The organism is Phenylobacterium sp. (genome assembly GCF_030654915.1).
Classification (GTDB): Bacteria; Pseudomonadota; Alphaproteobacteria; order Caulobacterales; family Caulobacteraceae; genus Phenylobacterium.
Genome location: NZ_JAURWM010000318.1, coordinates 1 through 26687 on the forward strand (window position 1 = coordinate 1; position 26687 = coordinate 26687).

General features: G+C 67.0%; 25 protein-coding genes. 10 read left to right on the top strand and 15 right to left on the bottom strand.

Annotated elements, in window-relative coordinates; all coding sequences use genetic code 11:
- Positions 1-510: peptidylprolyl isomerase (locus tag Q7T84_RS16685; RefSeq protein ID WP_304811064.1), on the top strand; the 510-nt coding region annotated here is incomplete at its 5' end.
- Between the two features lie 21 nt (positions 511-531).
- On the opposite strand, the gene Q7T84_RS16690 is transcribed toward Q7T84_RS16685, so the two are convergent.
- A complete protein-coding gene (locus Q7T84_RS16690; RefSeq protein ID WP_304811066.1) occupies positions 532-900 on the bottom strand; it encodes a hypothetical protein in 369 nt (122 codons plus the stop codon).
- 17 nt (positions 901-917) lie between these two features.
- Complete coding sequence (locus tag Q7T84_RS16695) at positions 918-2318, bottom strand: PLP-dependent aminotransferase family protein (protein ID WP_304811068.1); 1401 nt, start codon at positions 2316-2318, stop codon at positions 918-920.
- 105 nt (positions 2319-2423) lie between these two features.
- Between Q7T84_RS16695 and Q7T84_RS16700 the strand changes: the two genes are divergently transcribed.
- A complete protein-coding gene (locus Q7T84_RS16700) occupies positions 2424-3284 on the top strand; it encodes a DMT family transporter (protein ID WP_304811070.1) in 861 nt (286 codons plus the stop codon).
- Positions 3285-3426: 142 nt separating this feature from the next.
- Here the strand turns inward: Q7T84_RS16700 and efp are convergent, their stop codons facing one another.
- Positions 3427-3996 (bottom strand): elongation factor P, encoded by a 570-nt coding sequence (gene efp / locus Q7T84_RS16705; protein WP_304811072.1) that lies wholly within the window; start codon positions 3994-3996, stop codon positions 3427-3429.
- Positions 3997-4133: 137 nt separating this feature from the next.
- On the opposite strand from efp, the gene epmA reads away from it, so the two are divergent.
- The 3 genes from epmA (at position 4134) to Q7T84_RS16720 (ending at position 6838) form a co-directional block, all read left to right on the top strand.
- Entirely contained in the window at positions 4134-5195 is a 1062-nt protein-coding gene (gene epmA, locus Q7T84_RS16710; protein WP_304811076.1) for an EF-P lysine aminoacylase EpmA, read from the top strand.
- 52 nt (positions 5196-5247) lie between these two features.
- Positions 5248-6288 carry a lysine-2,3-aminomutase-like protein gene (locus Q7T84_RS16715; protein ID WP_304811080.1) on the top strand — a complete coding sequence of 347 codons (1041 nt, stop codon included), beginning with the start codon at positions 5248-5250 and terminating at the stop codon, positions 6286-6288.
- A gap of 94 nt (positions 6289-6382) precedes the next feature.
- Positions 6383-6838, top strand: coding sequence for a hypothetical protein (locus tag Q7T84_RS16720; protein WP_304811082.1), 456 nt, complete (start codon positions 6383-6385; stop codon positions 6836-6838).
- Here the strand turns inward: Q7T84_RS16720 and Q7T84_RS16725 are convergent.
- Genes Q7T84_RS16725 through Q7T84_RS16735 form a run of 3 tightly spaced genes read right to left on the bottom strand, consistent with a single transcriptional unit; the run spans position 6835 to position 9745 of the window.
- A complete protein-coding gene (locus tag Q7T84_RS16725) occupies positions 6835-8481 on the bottom strand; it encodes an NAD(P)/FAD-dependent oxidoreductase (protein ID WP_304811084.1) in 1647 nt (548 codons plus the stop codon). The two genes, Q7T84_RS16720 and Q7T84_RS16725, sit on opposite strands and share 4 nt — an antisense overlap.
- Before the next feature lie 44 nt (positions 8482-8525).
- Positions 8526-9308, bottom strand: coding sequence for an SDR family NAD(P)-dependent oxidoreductase (locus Q7T84_RS16730; protein ID WP_304811086.1), 783 nt, complete (start codon positions 9306-9308; stop codon positions 8526-8528).
- Positions 9305-9745 carry a VOC family protein gene (locus Q7T84_RS16735; protein ID WP_304811088.1) on the bottom strand — a complete coding sequence of 147 codons (441 nt, stop codon included), beginning with the start codon at positions 9743-9745 and terminating at the stop codon, positions 9305-9307. The genes Q7T84_RS16730 and Q7T84_RS16735 overlap by 4 nt, the downstream gene beginning before the upstream one ends.
- A 249-nt stretch (positions 9746-9994) precedes the next feature.
- Here Q7T84_RS16735 and Q7T84_RS16740 point away from each other — a divergent pair, with 249 nt between their 5' ends.
- Together Q7T84_RS16740 and Q7T84_RS16745 are read left to right on the top strand one after the other, a co-directional pair.
- Complete coding sequence (locus Q7T84_RS16740) at positions 9995-11065, top strand: efflux RND transporter periplasmic adaptor subunit (RefSeq protein WP_304811090.1); 1071 nt, start codon at positions 9995-9997, stop codon at positions 11063-11065.
- Between the two features lie 31 nt (positions 11066-11096).
- A complete protein-coding gene (locus tag Q7T84_RS16745; protein ID WP_304811092.1) occupies positions 11097-14339 on the top strand; it encodes an efflux RND transporter permease subunit in 3243 nt (1080 codons plus the stop codon).
- 19 nt (positions 14340-14358) lie between these two features.
- Here the strand turns inward: Q7T84_RS16745 and Q7T84_RS16750 are convergent, their stop codons facing one another.
- From Q7T84_RS16750 to Q7T84_RS16760, 3 genes are all read right to left on the bottom strand, one after another.
- The gene (locus tag Q7T84_RS16750; protein ID WP_304811095.1) at positions 14359-14652 is read right to left on the bottom strand and encodes a hypothetical protein; all 294 of its coding nucleotides are present in this window, start codon (positions 14650-14652) and stop codon (positions 14359-14361) included.
- Positions 14653-14724: 72 nt separating this feature from the next.
- Positions 14725-16524, bottom strand: coding sequence for an ABC transporter ATP-binding protein/permease (locus Q7T84_RS16755; protein ID WP_304811117.1), 1800 nt, complete (start codon positions 16522-16524; stop codon positions 14725-14727).
- 49 nt (positions 16525-16573) lie between these two features.
- A complete protein-coding gene (locus tag Q7T84_RS16760) occupies positions 16574-17371 on the bottom strand; it encodes an Ig-like domain-containing protein (protein ID WP_304811097.1) in 798 nt (265 codons plus the stop codon).
- Between the two features lie 98 nt (positions 17372-17469).
- On the opposite strand from Q7T84_RS16760, the gene Q7T84_RS16765 reads away from it, so the two are divergent.
- Positions 17470-18072 carry a TIGR00730 family Rossman fold protein gene (locus Q7T84_RS16765; RefSeq protein ID WP_304811099.1) on the top strand — a complete coding sequence of 201 codons (603 nt, stop codon included), beginning with the start codon at positions 17470-17472 and terminating at the stop codon, positions 18070-18072.
- A 107-nt stretch (positions 18073-18179) separates the two neighbouring features.
- Positions 18180-18998 (top strand): outer membrane protein, encoded by an 819-nt coding sequence (locus tag Q7T84_RS16770; protein WP_304811101.1) that lies wholly within the window; start codon positions 18180-18182, stop codon positions 18996-18998.
- A 42-nt stretch (positions 18999-19040) separates the two neighbouring features.
- Here the strand turns inward: Q7T84_RS16770 and Q7T84_RS16775 are convergent, their stop codons facing one another.
- The 6 genes from Q7T84_RS16775 to Q7T84_RS16800 form a co-directional block, all read right to left on the bottom strand.
- Positions 19041-19565: a GNAT family N-acetyltransferase gene (locus Q7T84_RS16775; RefSeq protein WP_304811103.1), complete on the bottom strand. Its 525-nt coding sequence runs from the start codon at positions 19563-19565 to the stop codon at positions 19041-19043.
- Positions 19562-21226, bottom strand: a complete 1665-nt coding sequence (locus tag Q7T84_RS16780) for an NAD+ synthase (protein ID WP_304811105.1) — start codon at positions 21224-21226, stop codon at positions 19562-19564. The genes Q7T84_RS16775 and Q7T84_RS16780 overlap by 4 nt, the downstream gene beginning before the upstream one ends.
- Before the next feature lie 39 nt (positions 21227-21265).
- Positions 21266-22321 (bottom strand): histidinol-phosphate transaminase, encoded by a 1056-nt coding sequence (locus Q7T84_RS16785; RefSeq protein ID WP_304811107.1) that lies wholly within the window; start codon positions 22319-22321, stop codon positions 21266-21268.
- A 7-nt stretch (positions 22322-22328) separates the two neighbouring features.
- Positions 22329-24734 (bottom strand): TonB-dependent siderophore receptor, encoded by a 2406-nt coding sequence (locus tag Q7T84_RS16790; RefSeq protein WP_304811109.1) that lies wholly within the window; start codon positions 24732-24734, stop codon positions 22329-22331.
- A 143-nt stretch (positions 24735-24877) separates the two neighbouring features.
- Positions 24878-25306 (bottom strand): RNA polymerase-binding protein DksA, encoded by a 429-nt coding sequence (gene dksA / locus Q7T84_RS16795; protein WP_304811111.1) that lies wholly within the window; start codon positions 25304-25306, stop codon positions 24878-24880.
- A gap of 98 nt (positions 25307-25404) precedes the next feature.
- Positions 25405-25836 (bottom strand): flagellar assembly protein FliX, encoded by a 432-nt coding sequence (locus Q7T84_RS16800; RefSeq protein WP_304811113.1) that lies wholly within the window; start codon positions 25834-25836, stop codon positions 25405-25407.
- Between the two features lie 200 nt (positions 25837-26036).
- Here Q7T84_RS16800 and Q7T84_RS16805 point away from each other — a divergent pair.
- The coding region (locus Q7T84_RS16805) for a flagellar basal body P-ring protein FlgI (RefSeq protein WP_304811115.1) at positions 26037-26687 on the top strand (651 nt) is incomplete at its 3' end.

Genomic DNA, 26687 nt, shown 5'->3' on the forward strand with positions numbered 1-26687 from the left:
GAGACCGGCGATGGCCCGATCATCCTGGAGCTCTACCCGGACAAGGCGCCGATCACCGCTGGCAACTTCCTGCGCTATGTTGATGGCAAACGCTTCGACGGGGCGACCTTCTATCGGGCCTCCAAGGTCCCCAATGCGCCGGAGTTCGGCCTGATCCAGGGCGGGGTTCAGAACGATCCAGCCCGAGTGCTGAAGCCCATCGCCCACGAGCCGACCACCAAGACCGGCCTGTCGCACACCGACGGGGCGATCTCGATGGGGCGGACCAACCCCGGCACCGCCACCTCGGACTTCTTCATCGTGCTGGGCGACATGACCTATATGGACGCCGATCCGAAACAGCCGGGCGACAACCTGGGCTTCGCGGCCTTCGGCAAGGTCGTCGAGGGCATGGACACGGCGCGCAAGATCCTGGCCGAACCGACCTCTCAGACCGCCGGCGTCGGGGTCATGAAGGGCGAGATGCTGGCCAAACCGGTGAAGATCATCAGCGCGCGGCGCGTGAACTAGCTCGGAACGCCGACGCGCGCCTCAGTGGCCGCCCTCCACCCAGGGCACGCCCGCGACGCGGAACGCCTCGGCCAAGGCGGCTTCAAGATCGAGCGCCTCCCAAGGGCGCATCGGATTGAGATGGCCGACCAGATCGGGCAGCAGTCGCACGCCGAACCGGCGAGCGGCGCTGCTGGCCTTGTAGCCGGCCTTATGCTGGTCAAAGCGCAGATCAGGATCGCGCGAGGTCTGACCGACATAGAGGCCCCAGGGGTCGGCGCGCCGATTGTCATGCAATAGGACCACATAGACCGACTGCCCGGCCTTGGACGCACCGCGCGTCGTCGCCTTCAGGGTCAGGGCGGCCCGCCGCGCCCTGCCCAACCAGGCCGGGCCAGGATCTCGAAACATGGCGAGAACCTAAGCGGTCAGGCGGCGGGGGCCAACTGGCCCTGCATCGCCGCACCGAGGACCTCGTAGACGCGCGGGTCGGCCGACTGGGCGGCATTGAACCGCAGGTAGTTTCCCGCCGACTGCGACAGGCTGAAAGCGTTGCCAGGGGCCAGCACGACGCCTTGCGCCAGGGCGCGCTGGGCCACCTCGCCGGAGTCCAGGCCGTCTGGCAGGGCGCACCACAGGAACATGCCGGCCTTGGGCTGCGTCCAGGGCGTCAGCCCCAGCGCCGTGAGCCGCGCCGACGCCTCGCCCCGCGCCCTCGCCAAGCGCTCGCGCAGGCTGTCGAGATAGCGACGGTGGCCGCCGTCCCTGAGGATCGTCAGCACCAGCTCGGCGGCCAGGTGTCCGCCACCAAACGAGGTCGCCACCTTCAGGTCGATCAGGCCCTCGATCCAGGTCGGCCGCGCGGCGATGTAGCCGCAGCGGGCGGCGGCCGAGAGGGTCTTGGAAAAACTGCCGATGCTGATCACCCTATCAAGGCCGTCGAAGGCGGCCAGGCGCGGCGCCGGCTCATGCTCGAAGTCGGCGTAGATGTCGTCCTCAATGATCAGCACGTCGTGGCGCTCGGCGAGTTTCAGGATGCGATGGGCGGCCACCGGCGACAGCGAGCCGCCGGTCGGGTTCTGCGGCCCGGAATTGGTGATGTAGAGGCGGGGCGAATGCTCGGCCAGGACCTCGGCGAAGGCCTCGATATCGGGCCCGGCCTGGGTGTAGGGCACGCCGACAACCTTCACCCGGTGCGCCCGCAGCATGGCGTGGAAGTTGAAGTAGCAGGGATCATCGACCAGCACGGTGTCGCCCGGCTCCAGCAGGAAGCGACAGACGAGGTCGATGGCCTGAGTTCCGGACTCCGTCAGCATGATCTGGCTCGGCGAGGCCTCGACGCCATGCTCGGCCAGGCGGCGGGCCAGGAGTTGGCGCAGGGCCGGCGATCCCAGCGGCGGGCCATAGTCGGTCAGGTTCTGGGCGTCGGCCCGCGCCAGGGCGCGCAGCCCTCGGCGGATCCCCTCCTGAGGCATCCACGAGACCGGTAGCCATCCGCAGCCTGGCTTGAGCACGTCGGGGCCAGCCTCCAGCGACTGGCGCGAGACCCACAGCGGGTCGATCGAGCGGTCGCGGCGCGGCTCCAGCTCGGACAGCGCCAGCGGCGGCATGTGGCCGGCGACATAGAACCCCGACCCGCGCCGGGGCTGGATCACGCCCTCGGCCGCCAGCCGGTCATAGGCCTCGACCACCGTCGACTTGGAGACGCCCATCGCCGCGGCGAAGGCGCGGATCGACGGCGCCTTGGCGCCCGGCGCCAGGGCGCGGCGGGCGATACGCTGGCGAACCTCGGACATGGTCCGTTCGACGAGGGAGATTTCAAGCGCCATCCGTACCGGCCTTCGGATCAATACAGTTTGATTAAATTGTACTGGACTGTGCCTGGATCGGCCAGCCGTCCATCGCGATACCCGCCGCTCGATTGGGAGCGAGTGATGGACGTCAAGACCAGCGGCTGGATCAACGGGTTTCTCGGGGTCCTCATCTTCAGCGGATCGTTGCCGGCGACGCGCGTGGCGGTGGCCGATTTCGACCCGGTGTTCTTGACGGCCGCCAGGGCTTCAATCGCCGGGATCATGGCGCTGGTGCTGCTGGCGGCCCTGCGCGCCAAGCGGCCCGAGCGCAGCGACCTCTCCTCGCTGGCGATCATCGCCGCAGGGGTCGTGGTCGGCTTCCCGCTGCTGACCGCGCTCGCGCTGCAGCACATCACCTCGGCGCACTCGATCGTCTTCATCGGCCTGTTGCCGCTGGCGACCGCCATCTTCGCCGTTGTGCGCGGCGGCGAGCGACCTGCGCCGTCCTTCTGGCTGTTCGCTGGATTTGGCGCGGCGCTGGTGGCCGGGTTCGCCCTGACCCGAGGCGCCGAGGCCTCGCCCGTCGGCGACAGCTTGATGATCGCCGCGGTGATCGTCTGCGGCCTGGGGTACGCCGAGGGCGGCAAACTCTCGCGCCGGCTGGGCGGCTGGCAGGTGATCTGCTGGTCCCTGACGCTCGCCCTGCCGCTCATGCTGCTGATCGGCTGGGTCGCGCGCCCGGCCACCCTGGCGGGCGTCGGCGGACCGGCCTGGCTGGGCCTGGCCTACATCTCGCTGTTCAGCATGCTGATCGGATTTATCTTCTGGTACCGGGGCCTGGCCGAGGGCGGCGTGGCGGCGGTGGGCCAGCTGCAGCTGCTGCAGCCGTTCTTCGGCCTGGCCCTAGCGGCCAGCCTGCTGCACGAGCCGGTCGGCTGGTCGATGGCGGCGGTGACGCTCGCCGTCGTGGTCTGCGTCGCGGGCGCCAAGCGGTTCGCCTGACATGCCACCCAACTCGTCATCACCGGGCTTGTCCCGGTGATCCATACACACACGCGTCACCGCGAAGCCCCCATCCGCTCAGTCTATGGACGGCCGGATCAAGCGGCCGGCCATGACGAACGGATGGGGTGTGTGCGTGACCTTAGTCCTTGGCGCGTTCCTGATAGGAGCCGTCCTCGGTGAGGATGACCACGCGGGTGCCGGCCGCGATGTACGGCGGCACCATGATGCGCGCGCCGTTCGTCAGGATGGCGGGCTTGTAGGACGAGGAGGCGGTCTGGTTCTTCACCGCCGGCTCGGTCTCGACGATCTCGAAGGTCACCAGGCGCGGCAGTTCCAGCGCGATCGGCACGCCTTCGTGCGTCGAGAGCTGAACGGTCATGCCGTCCTGCAGCCAGGAGGAGGCGTCACCGACGACGTCTTCCGAGACCACGACCTGGTCGAAGCTCTCGGGCTGCATGAAGTGGTAGCCCTCCCCGTCCTGGTAGAGGAAGTTGTAGTTACGGTCGTCCACGAAGGCGCGTTCGACCTGCTCGGTCGTGCGCCAGCGTTCGGAAACCTTCACGCCGTCGGAGATGCGGCGCATGTTGAGCTGGGTCACCGGCGTGCCCTTGCCGGGGTGGATGTTCTCCGCCGTCAGGACGACATAGAGCTTGCCGTCCATATCTACGACGGCGCCTTTCCGGAGCGAGCTGGCAGCTACCTTCGTCAAGTGGTTAGTCCTCGAGCCTATTGGGGAGCCGAAAAGCGGCTCCGCGCGATTCCGCACGCCGGCGGTTTGTCGCGCACCTATACGATTGGCGGCCAATTCGCCAGACATGTTCGTTTTCGTCGCTGAGGGAAACCGTCTTGCAGAGCCCTGTCTCCTCCCCTTGGTGGCGCGCCGACCTCCACGCTGAACGGCGCGGCTTCCTGCTGGCGCGCAACGCGATCAAGCGCGCGTTCCGCGACTGGTTCGAGGCGCGGGGCTTCCTGGAAGTCGAATGCGCGGCCTTGCAAGTCTCGCCCGGCAACGAAGCCCACCTGCACGCCTTCGCGACCGAGGCGGTCGGCATGAACGGCGAGGGCACGCCGCTTTACCTGCACACCTCCCCGGAGTTCGCCGCCAAGAAGCTGCTGGCCGCGGGCGAGACCCAGATCTTCGATTTCGCCCGCGTCTGGCGCAATCGCGAGCGCGGCCCCCTGCACCATCCCGAGTTCACCCTGCTGGAGTGGTATCGGGCCGGCGCCTCCTACGAAACGCTGATGGCCGACTGCGCGAGCCTGATGGTCCTGGCGGCGGAGACCGCGGGCGCCAAGCTGCTGACGTTCGGCGGCCATGAGGCCGATCCGTTCCTGGAACCGGAGCGCGTGACCTTGTCGCAGGCCTTCGAGCAGTTCGCCGGCGTCGACCTGCTGGCGACGGTCTCGGCGGACGGGACCACCGACCGCGAGGCCTTGGCCGCGTCGGCCAAGGCCGCGGGCGTGCGGGTGTCGGACGACGACAACTGGGCCGACATCTACAGCAAGGTGCTAGTGGAGCGGATCGAACCCCGGTTGGGCATGGGGCGGCCGACCATCCTTTGTGAATACCCCATCAGCGAGGCGGCCCTAGCGCGGCCCAAGGCCGCCGATCCTCGCGTAGCTGAGCGTTTCGAGCTCTATGCCTGCGGTGTGGAACTGGCCAACGCCTTCGGGGAGCTCACCGACCCGGTGGAGCAGCGGCGGCGTTTCACGTCCGAGATGGACGAGAAGGCCCGCGTCTATGGCGAGCGCTATCCGATCGACGAGGACTTTCTCGCCGCCCTGCCCCACATGCCCGACGCCTGCGGCTCGGCCCTCGGCTTCGACCGGTTGGTGATGCTGGCGACGGGCGCCAGCCGCATCGAACAGGTGCTCTGGACGCCGCTCGCGCCGACACCCGGGCTCTAGGTCCGCCGCGGCGCAGTTTGCCGCAAGGCCTCGCATGGGCCATATGCGGGCCATGACCGCCGCCTCAACCCTGCGCAGCCCCCAGGCGCTCGCCGACGCTGGCCTGATCGCGCCCGAGCGGCTGCCGGCCTTGGAGCGGGTGGCGGCGCAATATGCCGTGGCCATCACCCCGGCCCTGGCCGAGTTGATCGATCCGGCCGATCCCGCCGACCCCATCGCCCGCCAGTTCCTGCCCGCCGAGGCGGAGTTGGAGGTCCATGCCCTGGAGAGCGCCGACCCGATCGGCGACTTCACCCACAGCCCGGTCGAGGGGATCGTCCATCGCTACCCCGACCGGGTGCTGCTGAAAATCACCCACACCTGCGCGGTCTATTGCCGGTTCTGCTTCCGGCGCGAGATGGTCGGCCCCGACGGGCTCAAGCCCCTGACGCCCAAGGCGCTCGACGCGGCGCTGGCCTATGTGGGCGAGCATCCGGAGATCTGGGAAGTGATCGTCACCGGCGGCGACCCCCTGGTGCTCTCACCTCGGCGCCTGGCCGAATTGACCGAACGGCTCGCCAAGATCAGCCATGTGAAGGTCGTGCGCTTCCACACCCGTGTCCCGTCCGTTGATCCCCAAGCGGTCACCGACGAGTTGGTCGAGGCGCTGAAATGTCCCGGCAAGGCGGTCTACATCGCCCTGCACGCCAACCACCCGCGCGAAATGACGCCTCAGGTCCGCGCGGCCTGCGCCAAGTTCGTGGACGCTGGCCTGCCGATGATCAGCCAGACCGTCCTGCTCAAGGGTGTGAACGATGATCCAGCCGTGCTCGGCGCGCTGATGCGGGCCTTCGTCGAGACGCGGATCAAGCCCTACTACCTGCACCAGGGCGACCTGGCGCCCGGCACCGGTCACCTGCGCACCAGCGTGGCGGAAGGCCGGGCGGTGATGCGCGAGATGCGCGGGCGGTTCTCGGGCCTCTGCCAGCCGACCTATGTGCTCGACATCCCCGATGGTCACGGCAAGGTGCCGATCGGGCCGGACTATCTGGCGCAGGACGAGCAGGTCGAGGATCCGAACGGCGTCTCGCACACCTATCCGCCGCGTCGCTAAGGCCTCAGCCGCGACAGCGTTGAGCAAACGCGGTTCTGCGCCTAGCCTGCGTCATCCCGCGCAGACGACGCGGTCAGCCGAGGGGGGACCTCGCATGGCGTCACGCAACTCGATCCTGGCCGCGATCGTGCTGGGCGGTCTCGCCGCCGGAACCATCGACATCGGCGCGGCGATGCTCATCAGCGGCAAGAGCATGGCCTTCATCCTGCAGTTCATCGCCAGCGGCGTGCTCGGCGAGGCCTCCTTCGACGGGGGGCTGGGAACCATCGTCCTGGGCGCGCTGCTACAGTGGGCGATGTCGCTGATCATCGCCGCGATCTTCGTGCTGGCCAGCCTGAAGTTCCCGCGGATGCGGCGACGCTGGGTCGCCGCCGGCCCTGCCTACGGCGTGGCGACCTACTTCGTCATGACCTACGTGGTCGTGCCGCTCTCGGCAGTCGGCGGCGGCTGGCACTTCGCCCCAATACCGTTCATCAAGAACCTGGCCGCCATGCTGGTCTTCGGCCTGATCATCGCGGCCATCACACGGCGATATGTGAAGCCGGTCTAGGCGCCGGCCGGCCGCTCAAGCTCAAGGTTCGCCATGATGCTGCGCGCCACGGCCTCGGCGACCTTGATGCCGTCGATGGCGGCCGAGAGGATGCCGCCGGCATAGCCGGCGCCTTCGCCGGCCGGGAACAGTTGGCGGGTGTTCAGGCTCTGGAAGTCGGCGTCGCGGGTGATGCGGACCGGCGACGAGGTGCGGGTCTCAACGCCGGTCAGCAGCGCGTCCTCGGCGTCGAAGCCGGGGATCTGGCGGCCGAAGGCGGGCAAGGCCTCGCGGATGGCGGTGATGGCGTATTCGGGCAGGCAGGACGCCAGGTCGGTCGGCGTCACGCCCGGCCGGTAGGACGGGGCCACCGTACCGAGAGCCGTGGACGCCCGCGCCGCCAGGAAGTCGCCGACCCGTTGGCCTGGGGCGGCGTAGGTCTTGCCGCCAGCCTTGAAAGCCTGGGCCTCCCATTTGCGCTGCAGCTCGATGCCGGCGAGCGGGTGGCCCGGATAGTCCTTGTCCGGCGTGATGCCGACGACGATGCCGGCGTTGGCGTTCCGCTCGTTGCGCGAATACTGGCTCATGCCGTTGGTGACGACGCGGCCGGGCTCGGACGCCGCGGCGACCACGGTCCCGCCCGGGCACATGCAGAAGCTGTAGACCGTGCGTCCGTTCGAGCAGTGATGCGACAGGCTGTAGGCCGCGGCTCCCAGGTCCTCGTGGCCGGCGTTCGTGCCGAAACGTGCGCGGTCGATCCAGGACTGCGGGTGCTCGATCCGGAAGCCGATCGAGAACGGTTTGGCCTCGATGTCGACGCCGCGGTCGAACAGCATGTGGAAGGTGTCGCGAGCGCTGTGGCCGACGGCCAGGACGATATGGTCCGCTTCGATATAGCCTCCGTCCTGCAGCACCACGCCGCGCACCTTGCGCGCGCCATCGGCGCCCACGACGACGTCGATGTCCTCGACCCGGTGCTCAAAGCGGTACTCGCCGCCCAGCGCCTCGATCTTGGCGCGCATGCTCTCAACCATGGTCACCAGCCGGAAAGTGCCGACGTGAGGGTGGGCCTCGGTCAGGATTTCCGGCGGAGCGCCGGCCAGAACGAACTCGGTCAGCACCTTGCGGCCAAGGTGGCGCGGGTCCTTGACCTGGCTATAGAGCTTGCCGTCCGAGAAGGTCCCGGCCCCGCCCTCCCCGAACTGGACGTTGGACTCCGGGTTCAACACGCCCTTGCGCCACAGGCCCCAGGTGTCCTTGGTCCGCTCACGCACGACCTTGCCGCGGTCGAGGATGATCGGGCGAAAGCCCATCTCCGCCAGGATCAGTCCGACGAACAGGCCGCAGGGCCCCGCGCCGATCACCACCGGCCGGCTGCCGAACTCGGCCGGGGCCTTGGCGACGGGGCGATAGGCGGTGTCGGGGGTCGGCTGGAGGTTACGATCCCCGGCGAACCGGGCCATGACTTGCGCCTCGTCACGCAGGACGACGTCCACCGAATAGACCATCAGGATCGCCGCCTTGCGGCGCGCATCGTTGGCGCGGCGCGCCACCGCGAACGAGATCAGGTCGTCGGCGGGCACGCCCAGGCGCTCGAGAATGGCGGCGGACAACGCCGCCGGCTCATGGCCGAGGGGCAGTTTCAGTTCGGTCAGTCGAAGCATGGGCCTATGTAGCCGTTAGCGGCCCCGAGGGAAGCCTGGGTCTCTCAGTCCACCGCCACTGTGTAGTTGAGCGCCAGCCGGCCGCCGTCGGGATAGATGGTCTGGCCGGTCATGTAGGAGGCGTCCTCGCTGGCCAGGAACACCGCCACGCGGCCGATCTCCCCCGGCTCGCCAAAGCGCTTCAGCGGCGTGCGTTGCAGGACCCGTTGGCGGGCCTCGTCGTTCTCCATAACCCCCTTGAGTATGTCGGTGACGATGGTGCCGGGACCGATGGCGTTCACGCGCACGCCGTAGGGGGCCAGGCCCAGCGCCATGGCCTTGGTCAGCTGGTTTACGCCGCCCTTCGAGGTCACGTAGGCGACCTGGTTGGGAATCGCGAGCACGGCGTTGATCGAGGACATGTTGATGATCGAGCCCTTGATCTTGGCCTCGACCATGTGCCGGGCCACGGCTTGGCCGACGATGAAGGGCGCGCGCAGATTGACCGCCAGGACGCGGTCGAAGTCCTCCAACTCGGCGTCAAGAATGTCGCCGGGCGCCAGTATGCCGGCGTTGTTCACCAGCACCTCGATATGGCCCAGCAGCCCCACGGCCTTGATCACCGCCTCGCGCGCCGCCTGAGCGTCGGCGAGGTCGCAGGCCAGGGCGTGAACCTTGCGCCCGGTGCGCTCGGCCAGATCCTTGGCCGCGGCGGTGACGCGCGGCTCGTCGAGATCCAGCAGAACCAGATCGCAGCCTTCCTCGGCGAAGGCCTGCGCGCAACCCAGGCCGATGCCGCCGGCCGCCCCGGTGATCAGGGCGGTGCGGCCCTCAAGCCGTCCGCTCACCACGCACCGATATTGGGCATCGACGCCCAGGGCTCGACCGGCTCCTTGCGGGGGCCAGCCTGCAGCAGCTCGATGGAAATGCCGTCCGGCGATCGGACGAAGGCCATGTGCCCATCGCGCGGCGGGCGGTTGATCGTCACTCCGCCATCGGCCAGGCGCTGACAGACCGCGTAGATGTCGTCGACGGCGTAGGCCAGATGGCCGAAATTGCGACCACCGGCATAGTCCTCAGGGTCCCAGTTGTAGGTCAGCTCCACCATCGGCGCCTTGTCCTGCCTGGCGGCGTCCTCGTCACCGGGCGCGCAGAGGAAGACGAGGGTAAATCGTCCCCCAGAGCTCTCGCTGCGGGAGACTTCGACCAACCCTAGCTTGCGGCAATAGAAGTCCAGCGACGCGTCGAGGTCGGTGACCCGGACCATGGTGTGCAGATATCTCAAAGCGGGAAGCCTTCTCTGGGGCTGTCAGTTCTTGGCGGCGTCTTGCGGTTAAAGACCAGGCAAGGCTGTGCTGCAATCCTGCGGCGCCAAGGGCACATTAATCCGCTGTCGCGCAACCTGTCCGCGATTTCATTTGCAGTCAAAGAACGCTGGCATCACAAGGCGCTTACAACCCAATTAGCGGGCCGGGGCGTACGACTGCGATTTCAATGCGGTCGCGACTCCATTGCTGCGCGAGGAAACGGCAGGATGCGGCTCAAATCACAGTACCTTTTCGTCATCATCCTGGTCGGCGTGCTAGCGATCGCCTTCGCGGTCGGCACGATCATCAACCGCGGCAAGTCGGGCTCGGCCGAGGCCAAGACCTCCCAATCGACCAAGTCGGAGCTACCGTCCGTCCAGGTCGCGCTTACCCCAGAGGTAGCGCGGGAATATGACGTGATGATCCGCGGCCGCACCGAAGCGGCCCGCAGCGTCGTGACCCGTGCGGAGTCCGCCGGCGTGGTGGCCGCGACGCCGGCCGTCGAGGGCTCGTTCGTGCGCAAAGGCGCCGTGCTCTGCCGCCTCAACATCGACGCTCGCCAGGCGTTGCTGGATCAGGCCCGCGCCAATCTTCGCTCCAAGCAGCTCCAGCACAAGGCCTCGGCCGACCTCGCGGCCAAGGGCTTCCGTTCGCCGACGCAGCTGCTGACGGACCAAGCCAGTCTCGACTCCGCCTCGGCCCTGGTCCGCCAGGCGGAGGTCGGCGTCGAGCAGATGAACATCCGCGCCCCGTTCGACGGGGTGTTCGACAAGCGCGAAGCCGAGATCGGGACCTATCTGGCGCCCGGCCAGGCCTGCGGCACGATGATCGAGCTAAACCCTTTGCTGATCGTCGGCGACCTGCCGGAGACCGAGGCCTCGAAAATCCGGGTCGGCGAGGCCGCCACCGCCAAGCTGGTCTCGGGCGAAACCTTGAGCGGCAAGGTGCGATACGCCGCGCGTGAGGCCGACCCGCAAACCCGCACCTATCGGGTCGAGATCACCGCCGCCAACCCACAGATGACCCGCTCGGGTCTCTCGGCCACCATCCAGATCGCCTCGGGCGTGGGGCCGGCCCATCTGGTGCCGCTGTCCTCGCTGGTGCTTGACGCCAGCGGCGTTCAGGGCGTGCGGTATGTCCAGGCCGACGACAAGGTCGCGTTCGCCAGGGTCAACATCATCCAGGAGACGCCTCAAGGCATCTGGGTGACCGGCCTGAAGGGTCCTGTCCGCGTGATCACCGTCGGCCATTCGTATGTGGCCGAGGGTCAAAAGGTTCGAGTGGCCGCGGCGCGTTAGGCGCGCCCGCCGCTCTTCAGGAGACAAGCCTATGATCGGACCTCTGATCGACGGCGCGATCAAACGGCGGAAGGTGGTGCTGGCCGTCACCTTGATCGCCAGCCTGTTCGGTTTCTTCGCCTATCTGGCGATGCCGCGGGAATCCGACCCCAACATCGACTTCCCGTTCATCGCCGTGGTGGTCCCCTACCCCGGCGTCAGTCCCGAGGACGCCGAACGCCTGCTCGTGCGCCCGCTCGAGACCGAGCTGCAGACGATCGAAGGCATCAAGGAGATGAACGCTGTCGCCCGCCAGGGCATGGCGATCGTGAATCTCGAATTCGAAGCCGACTTCGATAAGGACAAGGCCCTGGCCGAGGTTCGCGCCAAGGTCGATCTGGCGCGCGGCGAGTTTCCGCCCGACGCCGAGGAACCGATCATCGAGGAGGCCAACGCCTCGGGCGAGCCGATCATCGGCATCGTGCTGTCTGGCGCTGCGCCCGAACGCACCCTGTTCCAGGTCGCCCGCAGTCTGCAGGACCGCCTGGAAAGCGCGCCCGGCGTGCTGGAGGTTTATCTCAACGGCGGCCGCGAAGAGGTGCTCGAGGTCACGATCGACCCGGTGCGCATGGAAGCGGCGAACGTCAGCCCCGGCGAACTGGCTCAGGTGATCGGTCGCAACAACCAGTTGGTCCCAGCCGGCAACCTGGAATCTGGAACCGGCAAGTTCGCGGTGAAGGTGCCGGGCGTGGTCAACCAGCCCGCCGACATCCTGGCCCTTCCGATCAAGAAGAACGGCGACCGGCTGATCACGGTCGGCGACATCGGCGACGTGCGCAGGACCTTCAAGGAAGCGACCTACATCACACGCTTCAACGGCCAACCGGCCTTCTCGGTCGATGTGGCCAAGCGTTCGGGAGCCAACATCCTCGATACGGTGAAGGAAGTCCGTAAGGTCGTCGCCGAAGAGCAGAAGCGCTGGCCCGAGACGGTCAAGGTCTCCTACATCTTCGACCAGAGCGACTTCATCGGCCGCACCCTGGTGGTGCTGGAGAGCGGCCTGCTGATCGCCACCATCCTGGTCATGTTAATCATCGTCGCCACCCTGGGCATCCGCCAGGGGCTGATGGTCGGGGCGGCCATTCCCGCCTGCTTCATGCTGGCCTTCCTGATGCTGAACGCCATGGGCGTGACGCTCAACCAGATGGTGATGTTCGGCCTGGTGCTGGCCGTCGGCATCCTGGTCGACGGCGGCATCGTCGTGGTCGAGTACGCCGACCGGAAGATGGCCGAGGGCATGCCCAAGGAAGAGGCCTTCGCCGCCGCCGGTAAGCGCATGTTCTGGCCGGTGCTGAACGGCACCCTGACCACGCTCTGCGCCTTCCTGCCCTTCCTGTTCTGGAACTCGATCCCCGGCAAGTTCATGAGCTTCCTGCCCATGACCCTGTTCTACGTGCTGGGAGCCTCAATCTTCATCGCCCTGATCTTCACCCCCGCGCTGGGCTCGATCTTCGGGCGAAAGGCCGCGGTCGACGCCGAGCACCTGGCCCAGATCGAGAAGTCGGAACGCGGCGATCCGCGCGAGATGACCGGGTTCATGGGCTGGTACGCACGCACCATCGACGTGCTGGGCCGCCATCCTGGCCGCACGCTGCTGGCGACCCTTGCGGTCATCGTGCTCGTGGTCTGGGCGTTCATCCTGGAGAAGAAACCCACCGAGTTCTTCCTCCAGCAGGACCCGGAGTACGTGAACGTCTACGTGAAAGCCCGCGGCAACCTCTCGCCCGAGGGCCAGGACATCCTGGTCCGGCAGGTCGAGGATCGCCTGAAGGGCGTCAAGGGCGTCAACTCGATCTACACCCGCACCGGCACCACCAGCCCCGGCGGCGGCCCCAACCAGGCGCCGAACGATACGATCGGCCGGCTGAGCCTGGACTTCGTTGACTACGAGCAGCGCCAGGAACTGGGGATCATCGGCAAGGACATCGCCAACGACGTCCGCAAGCGGGTGACCAATATCCCCGGCATTGAGGTCGAGGTCCGTGAGCCGCAAGGCGGACCGCCCACCGGCAAGGACGTCCAGGTCGAGCTTCGCAGCCAGGACCCGGTGGCCCTCAACAAGGCCGCCGACATCGTGAAGGCCAAGTTCGCCAGCGACCGCCAACTCTATGAGATGGAGGACAACCGCACCTCGCCCGGCATCGAGTGGAACCTCACCGTCGACCGCGAGGCGGCCGGTCGCTACGGCGTCGACGTGCTCAGCGTGGGCCAGGCGATTCAGTTCGTCACCGGCGGGGTCCTGGTTGGACGCTTCCGTCCCGACGACGCGGACGACGAACTCGACATCCGCGTCCGCTTCCCGCCGGAGCAGCGCAATGTCGCGGCCTTCGACAGCTTGAAGATCCCGACCCAACTCGGCCCGGTGCCCGCCAGCTACTTCATCAAGCAGGTGCCGGCCCAGCAGGTGACATCGATCCAACGGCGCGACGGCCAGCGGCTGGTGGTCATCCAGGCGAACACGGTCGAGGGCGTCGCCGCCAACCAGAAGATCGCTGAACTGCGCCCCTGGCTGGAAAAGGCCGACATCGACCCTGCCGTGCGCTGGAAGTTCACCGGCGCCGACGAAGAGGGCCGCGAGGCCGCGGCCTTCTTCATAACCGCCATGGCCGTGTCGCTGTTCCTGATGGCGGTGATCCTGCTCTGGCAGTTCAACTCCTACTATGGGGTGCTGGTGACGCTGTCGGCTGTGGCGCTGTCCACCGTCGGCGTGCTGCTAGGCGTGGTCGTGAACCTGGCCCACACCTTCGACTACATCTCGGTGATTATGCTCGGCACCGGGGTCGTGGCCCTGGCCGGGGTCGTGGTGGGCCACAACATCGTGCTGGTGGACACTTTCTACCAGCTACGCCGAGCCGGCTTCCCCGCCGACGAGGCGGCGGTGCGCGCGGCCACCCAGCGGTTCCGGCCGGTCATGCTGACCACCCTGGTGACGGTGGTGGGCTTGCTGCCGCTGATGTTCCAGGTCCACCCCAACTTCCATGGCTTCCATGTGGAGTACAAGGCGCCCGGCTCGGAGTGGTGGGTGCAGCTATCGGCCGCCGTGGTCTGGGGGCTATCCTTCGCCACCCTGCTGACGCTGATCCTGACGCCAGTCCTGCTGGCCGCGCCGAAGGTGGCGACTCGCCGGTTCCACTGGCTGTGGGACCGCAGCGGCGCACGCTGGTTCCCCAAGCTGCGCAAAGCGTCGGAAGACGTGAGCGTGGTCGGCGACGACCTGCCGAAGGCCGCTGAGTAGGAAACCGCGCCGCCGCCGGTCAGGCTCGCTTCGAGAGCCGCCGGCGGTTGGCGCGAACCTTGCGCCTGTAGAGAGCCAGCGCCTTGGTCGGCCCGACATGCGCCGAGGCGCCCGTCATGACGCCGATCGCCAACTGACTCTGAGCCTCGATCGCCGTCTGGATTTTCTCAGAGACCATCAGCTGAGCCTCCCTCGCAGCGCCTGGGCCGCCGCTCGCGATCTTCATCATTCGCAAGGCGACGACGCTGTTGGCCTCGGCGCCCAAACGAAATGCGTTGAGCGAAAGCCGAAGCCAGGGATTGGAGGCGGTCATGGAGAGCTCCCGACGGAGCCGGCATGGCTCCGTCGAGACTAACCCGGCGGCGAGGTTTCCGTTGCCGTCCGCTTAGGCCTCGCGGGTCTGGCGGCGCCAGAGGGCGGCGTATTCTCCGCCCTTTTCCAGCAGTTCGGCGTGACGGCCGCGCTCAACGATGCGGCCGCGGCGCAGGACCAGGATCAGGTCGGCGTCGACAATGGTCGACAGCCGGTGGGCGATAACCAGTGTGGTCCGCCCCGCCCTCACCTTGCGCAGCGTCGCCTGGATCGCTTCTTCCGTCGGACCGTCCAGGGCGCTGGTCGCCTCGTCCAGCACCAGGACGCGGGGATCGGCCAGCAGCGCGCGGGCGATGCCGACGCGCTGGCGCTCGCCGCCCGACAGCTTCAGGCCGCGCTCGCCGACCAGGGTGGCCATGCCGTTCGGCAGGCCCTCGATGAACGGACCAAGCTCGGCCGCCGCCGCCGCGGTCCGGACGTCCTGCGCCGAGGCGTCGGGCCGCGCGAACGCGATGTTGGCGAAGATGGTGTCGTTGAACAGCGCCACATCCTGGGGCACCAGGGCTACGGCCCGGCGAAGAGCGGTCTGCTTGATCTGGCGCAGATCAACGCCATCCAGGGTGATCGCGCCGCTCTGGGGATCGATCAGCCGCAGCGCCAGACGGATCGCCGTGGTCTTGCCCGCGCCTGACGGGCCGACCAGGGCCACGGTCTCGCCCGGCGCGGCGCGGAAGCTGACATCCATCAGGCCGGCCGAGCGGGCGTCATGGCGGAACTCGACGTCCTGGAAGACGATCTCAGCCCCACGGCCGGTGGCCGGCGGCAGGTCCTGGGCGCCGGGCGCATCGACGATATCGGGCGTGCGGGCGTTGAGCTCGACCATCTGCTCCATGTCGATGAAGGCCTGGCGGATCTCTCGATAGTTGAAGCCGAGCATATTGAGCGGCCCGTAGATGCCGATCAGCAGCAGCACGGCCATGGTGACGTCGCCGATCTGCATGCGGCCGGCCATCACCTCATGGCCCGCCATCACGGTCATTAGCGCCAGACCCAGGTTCAGCACCACCGACTGGATGCCGTTCAGCATCGAGAGCGAGGTGTTGGCCTTCACGCTGGCCTGCACATAGTCGGACATCGCCCCCTCATAGCGGGCCACGGTGCGCTCCTCGGACCCGAAGGTCTTGACCGTCTCGTAGTTCAGCAGCGCGTCCACCGAGAGACCGGCGGTGCGGCTGTCGGCCTCGTTGAGTTCGCGCCGGTGGGCCAGGCGCCAATCGGTGATCTTGAAGGTCAGGACCGTGTAGAGGACGATGGTGACGAAGGCGGTCAGGGCAAAGCGCCAGTCCAACCGCGTGGCCATGACGATCATGGCCAGGATCAGTTCGATCGCCGTCGGGCCGAGATTGAACACCACGCTGCGCATCAGGAAATCGGTGGAGCGCGCGCCCCTGTCGATGACCCGCGCCAGCGTGCCTGTCTGCTTGCCCTGGTGAAAATCAAGACTGAGCGCCAGGGCGTGGGCGAAGGTCTCGGTCGCTGCCTTGGCCATGGTCGACTGCGAGACCACGGTGAAGATCACGTCACGGATGTAGGGAGCGCACGCCGACACCAAGCGCAGCCCGGCGAAGGCGATCGCCAGCATCAGGAAGTCGGCGCCGATCACCACCGCCTGGCCAGAGCCCGGCGCGAGCTTGTTGATCGCATCGCCCAGCGCCACCGGCGCCGCGACGCCGGCCAGCTTGCCGATGAAGACCAAGGCCAACGAGGCGACGATCCGCCACTTCAGCCCGGGCGCGCCAGAGCGCATGACCAGGCGCCCGAGGTCGGCCATCGAGCGCCAGAAGTCGAACTTCACCGAGGCGGGCGCGATCATGTCCGGCGTCGAAAGGCGCCGGCCGGGATGGACGAAGGTCAAATCAAACTCACTTCAGGATGATGGTTGATTGGGCGCCGCCGCCTGGCGTCATCCAGTCGATCCGCAGGCCAGCCGGAACGCTTGTGGCGCGGAACGGGCCGCTGGCCAGCGGCGGCGCCGGGGTCGCATCGATATTGACGGTGTTCTCGGTCGCGTCGCCAAACACGTCGATCTGGTGCATGCGCCCGGCCAGCGGTTGCTGGGTCAGGGCCACGACGTAGCGGCCGCTGGCGTCCGCCCGCCCCTCAGCCAGTTGCCGGCCGTCTATGTGGATGCTGAGCGCAGCGCCGGCCGGCGCGCGGCCCGACACTACAGCGCCGCCTTCGCGGTCGAAATCGACGACGTCGAGCCCGTTCTTGCCCGTGCGCCCGACCCGAGCCGCGCCGGTGCCGGCGCGCAGCAAGACCGCCTCCCCAGCCGGCGTGATCAGCACATATCCCTCGGCCTGGAGTTGGCGCGCGCCAGCCGTCGCCGACAGTCCAAAAATCCGCGGCTGCGCCGCCCCCGGCAGGACCAGCGTCCAAACGCCCTTGTCGTTCGCGGTCGCAAATCGGGTCTCACCCTCCGGGGTCGCCAAGCGCACGCGGGCGTCGGCCGGGGCCGCCCCGATCAGCACCAGATTGGCCCCTTCCAGGCGGGTCGCGGTCACCGATGGCGGCGGCAAGTAAGCGGCCTCGACCGGCACGGCGGGCGGCGCCTTGGCGGGCACGATGGTCGGGGCGGCGCCCTCCCCACAGCCGGACAGCAACGAGGCCATCGCAGGCGCGAACAGGAGCGCGACGATGAGAGAGCGGACGCGACGCACGGCTTGCTTGAAACTCCTTAACCCAGGTTCTAGCTAATCGGGCTTTCCCGCCGCGCCCGCAAGCGCGCGGCCCGTTGTTTCTCCAGGAGCCTAACGCGATGGGGCACGAGCCCGACCGCCTCGATTCTGTCTGCGTGTTCTGCGGATCGTCCGACGCCGCCGATCCAGCCCTGCTGGAAAGCGCCGCCGCCCTTGGCCGTGAACTGGCCGGCGCCGGGCTGACGATGATCTATGGCGGCGGCGGGGTCGGCCTGATGGGCGCCTGCGCGATCGCCGCTCACGAGGCCGGCGGCAAGGTGCTGGGAGTTATTCCGCACTTCCTGAAGGAGAAGGAACGCCGGCTGGACGTGGTGGAGACCATCGTCGTCTCGTCCATGCACGAGCGAAAGCAGATCATGTTCGAGCGCTCGGACGGCTTTGTCGTCCTGCCCGGCGGCATCGGCACGCTTGAAGAGGTGGTCGAGCTTCTGTCCTGGCGTCGGCTGGATCTTCACGTGAAACCGGTGGTGTTCTACAGCCCAGATGGCTTTTGGGAGCCGCTGTTCAAGCTTTTCCAGCACACGGTAGACCACCGCCTTGCCCCTGCGAGCTTCATGGACAGCTGGGTTTCGGTCGATCGTATCGAGGATATCGTCCCCGCCCTGATCGGCGCCCAGCCGGCCGGCGCGGACGCCGCGCCAGATGCTGTCCGGATGACCTGAAGCCAGATCCCGGCCCTCCGCGCATCTAAATCCCTGCCGCTCCGTATCTTCTCTGACCGGTCGATGGCTCTGACTTGTCGCGGATCAGCAATCTGACGGGACATTCGATGACAAAGTTGCTTGCCACCACCGCCGCCCTCGCTCTGATGGCGACGGGCGCGGCCCACGCGCAAGAGACCAATTGGAGCGGGCTCTATCTGGGCGCCCATGCAGGCTACACCTCCAATGACAACAGTGACGACGAGACGCTGCGCTTCGATACCAATCTCGATGGCGTCTTCACTGACACGGTGAGGACCGCGGCCGGCGCCGACGCCTTTTCCCCCGGCTTCTGCGGCGGCGGCGCCACGAGCTCCCTGCCTGGATCGGGATGTAACGAAGACGACGCAGGCTTCGAGTTCGGCGCCCAGCTTGGCTACGACTGGCAATTCGGCGGCTTCGTCATCGGCCCCCTGGTCGAACTTTCTCGGACCAATGTGAAGGACAGCGTGGCGGGATTCTCCACGACCCCTGCGCAGTACACCTTCGAACGAAAGCTGAAGGGTTTGGCGGCCCTTAGGCTGCGAGGCGGCTATGCCTTCGGAGACAACCTGCTCTACGCCACCGGCGGGGTGGCCCAGGGCGACGTCCAACACAGCTTCACCACGACGAACACCGCCAACACCTTTGTTCAGCGCGGCGACGACACCGCGACGGGCTATCAGTTCGGGGGCGGCTATGAGCGCAAGCTCACGCCCGACGTCACACTCGGGCTCGAATACCTCTACACGAACCTCGATGACGACGACTTCGTGGTTCGCAGCCAGGGACCGGCGGCGGCCAACAATCCGTTCCTGCTCGTCAATTCGTTGGGCACGGACCTTCGCCGCAGCGAAGACGAACTAAAGTTCCATAGTTTCCGGGTCACCGCGAGCTATCGCTTCTGATCCGGCGGCGCTCCCCGTCCCCCGTCCCACGGGGGGCGCCAATTATTCCCTGAACCGCTCAAGCAGGATGGTTGGCCCGTGGTAGTCGGCGCGGGCGAACTCGCGGAAGCCGGCCTTCCGCGCGACCCGCAGGGACGCGCCGTTTTCCGGATCGATCATGCAGACCGTGCGCCGTTCCTCCAAGTTGACATCGGCCCAAGCCAGGCTCGCCGTGACCGCCTCGGTCGCATAGCCCTTGCCGTGACCGGCGGGCGACAGCGCCCAGCCCATCTCCGGCGTGTCACCGAACGAGGGGTCCAACTGGCGCTTGAAGTCGGCGAAACCCAACTCGCCGACGAACTGGCCGCTGGCCTTCTCGGTCAGCGCCCAAAAGCCGTAGCCCATCTCCTGCCAGTGGCCGACATAGCGCAGCAGGCGGGCCCAGACCTCGTCACGAGCGAAGGGACGCCCACCGATATAGCGCGTGACCTGCGCGTCGCCCCACATGGCCGCGCAGACGTCCAGGTCGGCCTTGGTGTGGCCGCGCAGGATCAGGCGCTCGGTCTCGATAACCGGCGCGGCGCTCACTTACGGGTAACCGCGTCTCTGAAACCGTTGACGATCGGATAGCGGCGATCGCGACCAAAGGCCCGGGCGCCGATCTTCACGCCCGGAGCGGCCTGGCGGCGCTTGTATTCGGAATTGTAGAGCAGCCGCTGGATGCGCTCGACTGTCTCGGGCGCATAGCCACGAGCGACGATCTCGTCGAGGGTCGCCTCCTCCTCCACCAGCCCATGCAGGATAGCGTCGAGTTCGGCGTATTCAGGCAGGCTGTCCTGGTCCTTCTGGTCCGGGCGCAGTTCGGCCGACGGGGCCTTGGTCAGGATACGCTCAGGGATCGGATCGGCGGCGACACCGTAGGGATCGTTGGCGTTGCGCCACTCGCAGACCGAATAGACGTCGGTCTTGTAGACGTCCTTCAGCACATTGTAGCCGCCGCACATGTCGCCGTAGAGCGTGGCGTAGCCGACCGCCATTTCCGACTTGTTGCCAGTGGTCAGCAGCATCAGGCCGAGCTTGTTCGAGAGCGCCATCAGCGAGACGCCGCGCGCGCGGGCCTGGATATTTTCCTCGGTCAGATCAGGCGCCATGCCCTCGAATTGCGGCGCCAGCATCTGGGCGAAGGCGTCCACGGCCGGGGCGATGGAGATTTCGTCCAGGCGAACCCCCAGGCGGCGCGCGCAGCCCTCGGCGTCCTCCAGGCTTTCGCGGCTGGTGTATTTGGAAGGCAGCATGAAGCAGCGGACCTTGTCCGCCCCGAGCGCGTCGGCGGCCACAACCGCGCAAATGGCCGAGTCCACTCCGCCCGAAAGTCCAAGTAAAACACCAGGGAAGCCCGACTTTTTCACATAGTCGCGCAGGCCAAGAACCATGGCGCGATAAATCTCTTCAGGTCCGCTCGGCCAGGTCGCGGTGGGGGCGTCGACACAGGCCCAGCCGGCCGGACCCTTTTCCCAAGTCGAGACACCGAAAGCTTCCTCGAACATCGGCAGGCTCATGCAGACCTCGCCGGTCGCCGACAGGGCGAAGGAGCCGCCATCGAAAACCAGCTCGTCCTGGCCGCCGACCTCGTTGACATAGACCAGCGGCAAACCCGTCTCGGCGACGCGGGCTTTCGCCACCACCATCCGCTCGTCATCGGCCATGCGGCGATAGGGCGAGCCGTTGGGCACCAGCAGGATCTCGGCGCCCTTCTCCTTCAACTCGCGGCAGACCCTGTGAGACCAGATGTCCTCGCAGATCGGCGCGCCGAACTTGACGCCCTTCCACTCAAAGACCTCAGGACCGAGGCCCGGCTCGAAAACCCGCTTCTCGTCGAAGACGCCGTAGTTTGGCAGGTCGCACTTGAAGGCCACGCCCCTAACCTCACCCTCGGCCAGGAAAGCGAGCGCGTTGTGGGGGCGGCCAAGCGGGTTCCGCGGCGGCCAGATCACGCCGATCAGGGCGGCCGGACCATCCTTGGTCTCCAGGGCCAGGCGCTCTACGGCCGCCTTTCCGGCGGCCCAGAAGGCCGGCTTCAGCGCCAGGTCTTCCGGCGGATAGCCGTTGATGAAGAGCTCGGAGAAGACAGCGATATCGGCCCCGGCCGCGCGGGCCTGGGCGAGGCGCTCACGCGCCAGGGCCTCGTTATGGGCGATCGCGCCCACGGTCGGATTGGCTTGGATGGCGGCGATAACAAGAGTCGACATGACTTCTCATGTAGCCTCGACCGCGACCTTGGGCCAGCCTCAGGCCAGGGCTTTTGGCAAGGCTCGTGCAAACGCTTCCATGGCGCGCGGCTCGGCGACCGCCGCGCGGGCCCAACCGGCCGAACCGCCGGTGAACTGGCGCAGCAACACGCCGTGCCCCTCCAGCCGCTTAATGACCGCCACATCGCCGAAATTAGCCCAGACATAGCTGCCGGCCGACTTCAGGTATGGAATGCGGCTCGCCTCGCAGGCGCGGTAGATCACCTGCCGCCCCTGCTCCATCGCCCGGCTGGACGCCGCCAGATAGGCCAGGTCGCGATAGCTGACAGCCGCGGCGGCCAACCCCGGCCCATTGCGAGAGGGCGCCAGCAGGCCGCGGATCGCCCGGGCGCGGCCTGGTTGGGCGATGGCGTAGCCGATCCTTACCGCCGCCAGAGCGTAGGACTTGGAGAAGGTCCCCACCACCACGACGTCATGGCCCTCGCGGACCAGATCAACGAGGCTTTCGGCGGCCGGGTCCGGCGTCATGTCGATGAAGGCCTCGTCGACCACGACCGGCGCGACCTTAGCCGCGCGGATGCAGAAGTCGCGCAGCGCCCGGCGCTCCATCAACAGGCCAGTCGGGTTGTTGGGATTACAGACATAGGTCAGCCGCACATCGGGAGCGAGCCCAGCCCCCATGGCCGTCAGGTCGATCTGCTGGTCAGGCGTCATCGCCACGCGCCGGGTTTGCGAGCCCACCCTCGCCGCATACTTGATGTGGCTGTCATAGGTGAGCGCCGGCGCCAGTTGGACCCCGTCCCGGCCCCAAAACGCCGAGATCATCGACAGCAGTTCAAGCGCCCCGGTCGAGATCACCACATGAGCCGGCGTGACGCCGTTGGCCGCGGCGATGCGGGCTATCAGCGCCGTCTCCTCGGCATGAGGGTAGCGCTCGACATGGGTGACAGCCTCTCGCAAGGCCGCCTTGGCTTGAGCGCTGGGGCCAAACGGGTTCTCGGTGATGTTCAGCGCCGCGAGTTCCAGCGCCCCGGCGGCCGACGGCGCCGCCGCCAGCGCCAGCCCGGCCATCCCGCGCCTAGTGATCCCAGCCATGATCGCCTCAGAACTTGGCGTTCAGGCGGACATAGTAGAGGCCGCCGTCGGTGTCATAGACCGCGTTGCGCGAGTAGATCAGGCCGCGCGAGGCCTGGAACGTCGCCTCGTCGGGATAGGTGTTGAAGATGTTTTCCGCCCCCACCGTGACCTTCACCTGTTCGGTGATGGCGGCACTGGCCGAGAGATCGACGAAGGCGCGAGCGCCGAACGCTTGGACCAGATCGGCCGAGGATTGCGACTGCGCATCGGTCCATTCGCCGTAGTAGCGGACCCTAGCCGTGGCTTCGAACCGGCCGTGGGCGTAGGTGGCCGCGACATTGCCGGTGTGTTCCGGCAGGCCATCCTCGATGTTGATCCGGGCCAGCTTGGAAACCTCGGTCAGCTTCGAGCGGGTGACCTTGGTGTCGTTCCAGTTGTAGGCGGCCGTCAGGGTCAGGTCGCCATCGGCCAGATGGGTCTTCCAGGACCCGACGGCGTCGAGGCCCCGAGTCCGGGTGTTGAACGAGTTGGTGAAGTAGCTGACCGAGGTCAGCGAGTCGGCGCCGGGCACGCCCAACGTAAGGAGTTGCGCCCTGATCGCCGGGGTGACGGTGAAGTTCGGCGAGCTGGCGAAGCGGTCGTCGACCTCGATCTGATAGTAGTCGAGCGAACCGCTCAGGCCATGCTCGGCGTTCCGATAGACCAGCCCGGCCGAGTAGTTGGTGGAGGTCTCGGGCTCCAACGGCTTGGCGCCGAAGAACTGGGCCACCGGATTGCTGGGCGACAGGCGGCCGGCGGTGAAGAGCTGTAGGGTTGTCGTGTCCAGGCCCTGCGAGGTCCGGGTGCTGTTGAGCTGGCCAGGGGTCGGGGCGCGGAAGCCCGTCGAGACCGCGCCGCGAACCGCCCAGTTGGGGCTGATCTCATAGCGCGCGGCGATCTTGCCGTCGGTCGTCGAGCCGAATTCCGAGAAGTCCTCGTAGCGGATAGCGATGGCGGTTGAGAAGGCGTCGGTCCAGGAGAGGTCGAGATCGACATAGCCGGCGTAGCTGGTCTGGTCCCAGGAGCCCGCCTGGGCGCTACTATAGCCTGGGAAGCCGTTGGAGCCGGATGGCAGGCCGGCAGGCGCGCCCGGGCCAACCTGATAGGACATCGGATCGCCAGCCTCGATCTTGTAGGTCTCCACCCGGCGCTCGACGCCGAACGCCAGGTTGGCGGGTTCGGCGAGGAAGCCAAGCTCCAGCGGCTTGTTGAGGTCGAGGTTCAGGTTCTGCTCGCGCTGCGTCAGAACGCCGGCTCGGAAGGCGGTGGGCGATTGCGGGCCGAACGAGGCGTTGATCGTCTCGCGAATGAAGTAGTCGACCTTGTCCTGGCCGAGCGAGGCGTTGAAGTCCCAGGCCAGGCCATTTCCAAGTTCGCCCCTCAGACCGGCGTTGAGGCCGTAGTCGGTCTCGTCCTGGCCGAACTTCGGCGAGAAACCGGCCGGATAGAGCTGGCTGAGGTTCCAGCCGGGGAACGCCGGGCTGTTGCGATAGGCGGTGTCGTTCGACGGATTGCGCCAGTTGAAGTCGGTGACGCCGCTGCTCTTGGAATAGGTGGCGAAGCCGTAGAGCTCGACGGCGTCATTCAGCGGCAGCGACGCATCGACCACGAACCGGGTGGCGTCGCGGTCGGGCTGGCCCCAGCGTTGGACGGGGTTCTTGACCTGCAGGTTCGGATTGGCGGCCTGGAAAGCGATGGCGTCCGGCCGCTGGCGGGTCCGAGAGGTCGCCTCGCTGTCAGTGTAGGTCAGGGTGGCGACCAGGTGGCCGCCGTCGCCCAGCGCCCAACCGGCGCGGAAACCACCTTCGTACATGGCCCCGTCGCCCTCGAAGTACTGGGCGGCCTGGCCGAAGGCGGCGAAGCCCGGCTGATCATTGAGTATGAGGTTGATGACCCCGGCGATGGCGTCCGAGCCATACTGGGCCGAGGCGCCGTCGCGCAGCACCTCAATCCGCTTGATCGCGAAGCTGGGGAGTTGGCCAAGGTCCACACCCTGAGCCCCTCGCCCGCCCAGCACGGCCGAACGGTGTCGGCGCTTGCCATTGACCAGAACCAGTGTGTGGTCGGGCGACAGGCCGCGCAGCGTAGCCGGGCGCACGAAGGCCTGGCCATCAGCCGCCGGCATCCGCTGGACGTTGAACGACGGCACCGCGGCGACCAGCTTCTCCATCAGTTCATCGGAGACCGTGCTTTCCAGCACCGACTCGGAAATCACGTCGATGGGGGCGGCCGACTCGAAGGCGGTGCGGTCGGCGCGGCGGGTGCCGGTGACGATCAAGGCTTCGAGTTCATCAGCGGAGGACGCGGGACCGACGGTTTCGATCTCGGCATAGGCCGGTTGAGCCAAGGCCAGGGCGAGCACGGTCCAGGCCGCGGTGGTCATGAGTCGCATACGAAAATCCCCCGAGAACAACTGGGGGGCTCGCTAAACTGCGCTGATGACGGAGCGGCGACGACACGAACTCAGTCGCGTGAATGATCAGCGACCGTTCGGCGGCAAAGAAAAAGGGCGGCTCCGAAGAGCCGCCCCTTGAACTAGTCGTCCCGGTGAACGCGTTCCCGGCGCTCGTGACGCTCTTGCGCCTCGAGGCTGAGGGTGGCGATCGGTCGGGCTTCCAAACGAGCGACGCCGATGGGTTCACCAGTGTCTTCGCAATAGCCGTAAGATTTATCTTCGATCCGACGGATCGCCTCGTCGATCTTGGAGATCAACTTGCGCTGGCGGTCCCGCGTCCGCAGTTCGAGAGCTCGATCAGTCTCTGACGTGGCGCGGTCGGCCAGATCAGGATGATTCTCTGTCTCGCTTTGAAGATGGACAAGGGTCTCGCGGGACTCCCGCAAGATATCCTCTTTCCAATTCAAGAGCTTCTGCTTGAAATACTCAAGCTGACGCTCGTTCATAAATTCCTCGTCCTCGGAAGGACGGTATTCTGGCTTTTCTGCCAACATTGTGGCCGTGCTCATAGACGCCTCACGCCCCCTTGGTACAACACCCGGCGACACGCGGAGCGCTTATACCAAAACAAATTCTGGTTTCAACGAACGTCGCTCTTCGCGTGCCATCAGGACGCACGATTCGCGCTCTCAAGTTTCGCGATCTCCACCGCAGCACGGGTTTCAATTTCGTTCAATACACCTTCAAGCTGCTCATCATCGGTACCGAGCCGCTCGTCGCGAACCGCCCGGCGCAGGCGATCCAGATCGTCGATCGAGGCCTCGCCCGAAAGCAGCCCGATCTTCACATCTTCGAGAATGTCGAGAATCTTCCCGGCCCGCCCAACGGCGCGCCGCCGGCGCTCCAGCGGACCGGCCACCTCTTGCAGGGCCAGGATCGAATTAACGTTCATCACCCCGCCGACGCCGCCAGCCCGCGCTACTTGCGCAGGTCCAGCCGCCGCCGCGGGCTGAGCTAGCTGAAAGCCTTCGCCGCTAGCGCCACGAGGCTTACCTGCCCCGCCCGCCGATCCGACGCCGCCTGTTCCACTGACCTTCATGCGAGGCCCCTTAACACGCTTCCCCCAAACTCTCGCAGCGTCATCTTAGGGTATGGTTAATGCCGGGCAAAATCTGCCGCCAGGCCATACGCCCCCCTTACGCACGGCGCACATTTTGCTGAAATCATTGACGTTTTCGTCTGGCACGTTGGTCGCATAGGCCACGGGTAACTCATTAGTCCGCAGTGTGTCGGGATCCCATGCGCAGATCGCTCCGCCTCTTCAGCGCCGTCTTCCTGGCCGCAACGCTGTGCGCCGGTCCCAGTTTCGCCAAGTCGCGGATCAAGGACATCGTCGAGTTCGAGGGGGTCCGCGACAACATGCTGGTCGGCTACGGCCTCGTCGTCGGCTTGAACGGCACCGGCGACAGCCTGCGCAACTCCGCGTTCACCCGCCAGAGCCTGGAAGCCATGCTGGAGCGGCTGGGCGTCAATACCCGCGACGCCAACCTCAACACCACGAATGTCGCCGCGGTGATGGTGACGGCCAAGCTTCCGGCCTTCTCGGCGGCCGGTTCGCCGATCGACGCCTCAGTTTCGGCCATGGGCGACGCCAAGAGCCTGCAGGGCGGCACCTTGCTGGTCACCCCGCTGATGGGCGCCGACGGCCAGGCCTACGCGGTCAGCCAGGGCACCGTGCAGACCGGTTCGATTTCGGCCGGCGGCGCCTCGGGATCTTCGATCTCCAAGGGCGTCCCGACCGCGGGCCGGATCGCCGGAGGCGCCATCGTCGAGCGCGAGATCGGCTTTCAACTGGCCAATATGGGCCAGATGCGGATGACCCTGCGCAATCCGGACTTCACCACCGCACGCAAGATCGCCGACATCGTGAACACCCGCTTCCCCGGCGCG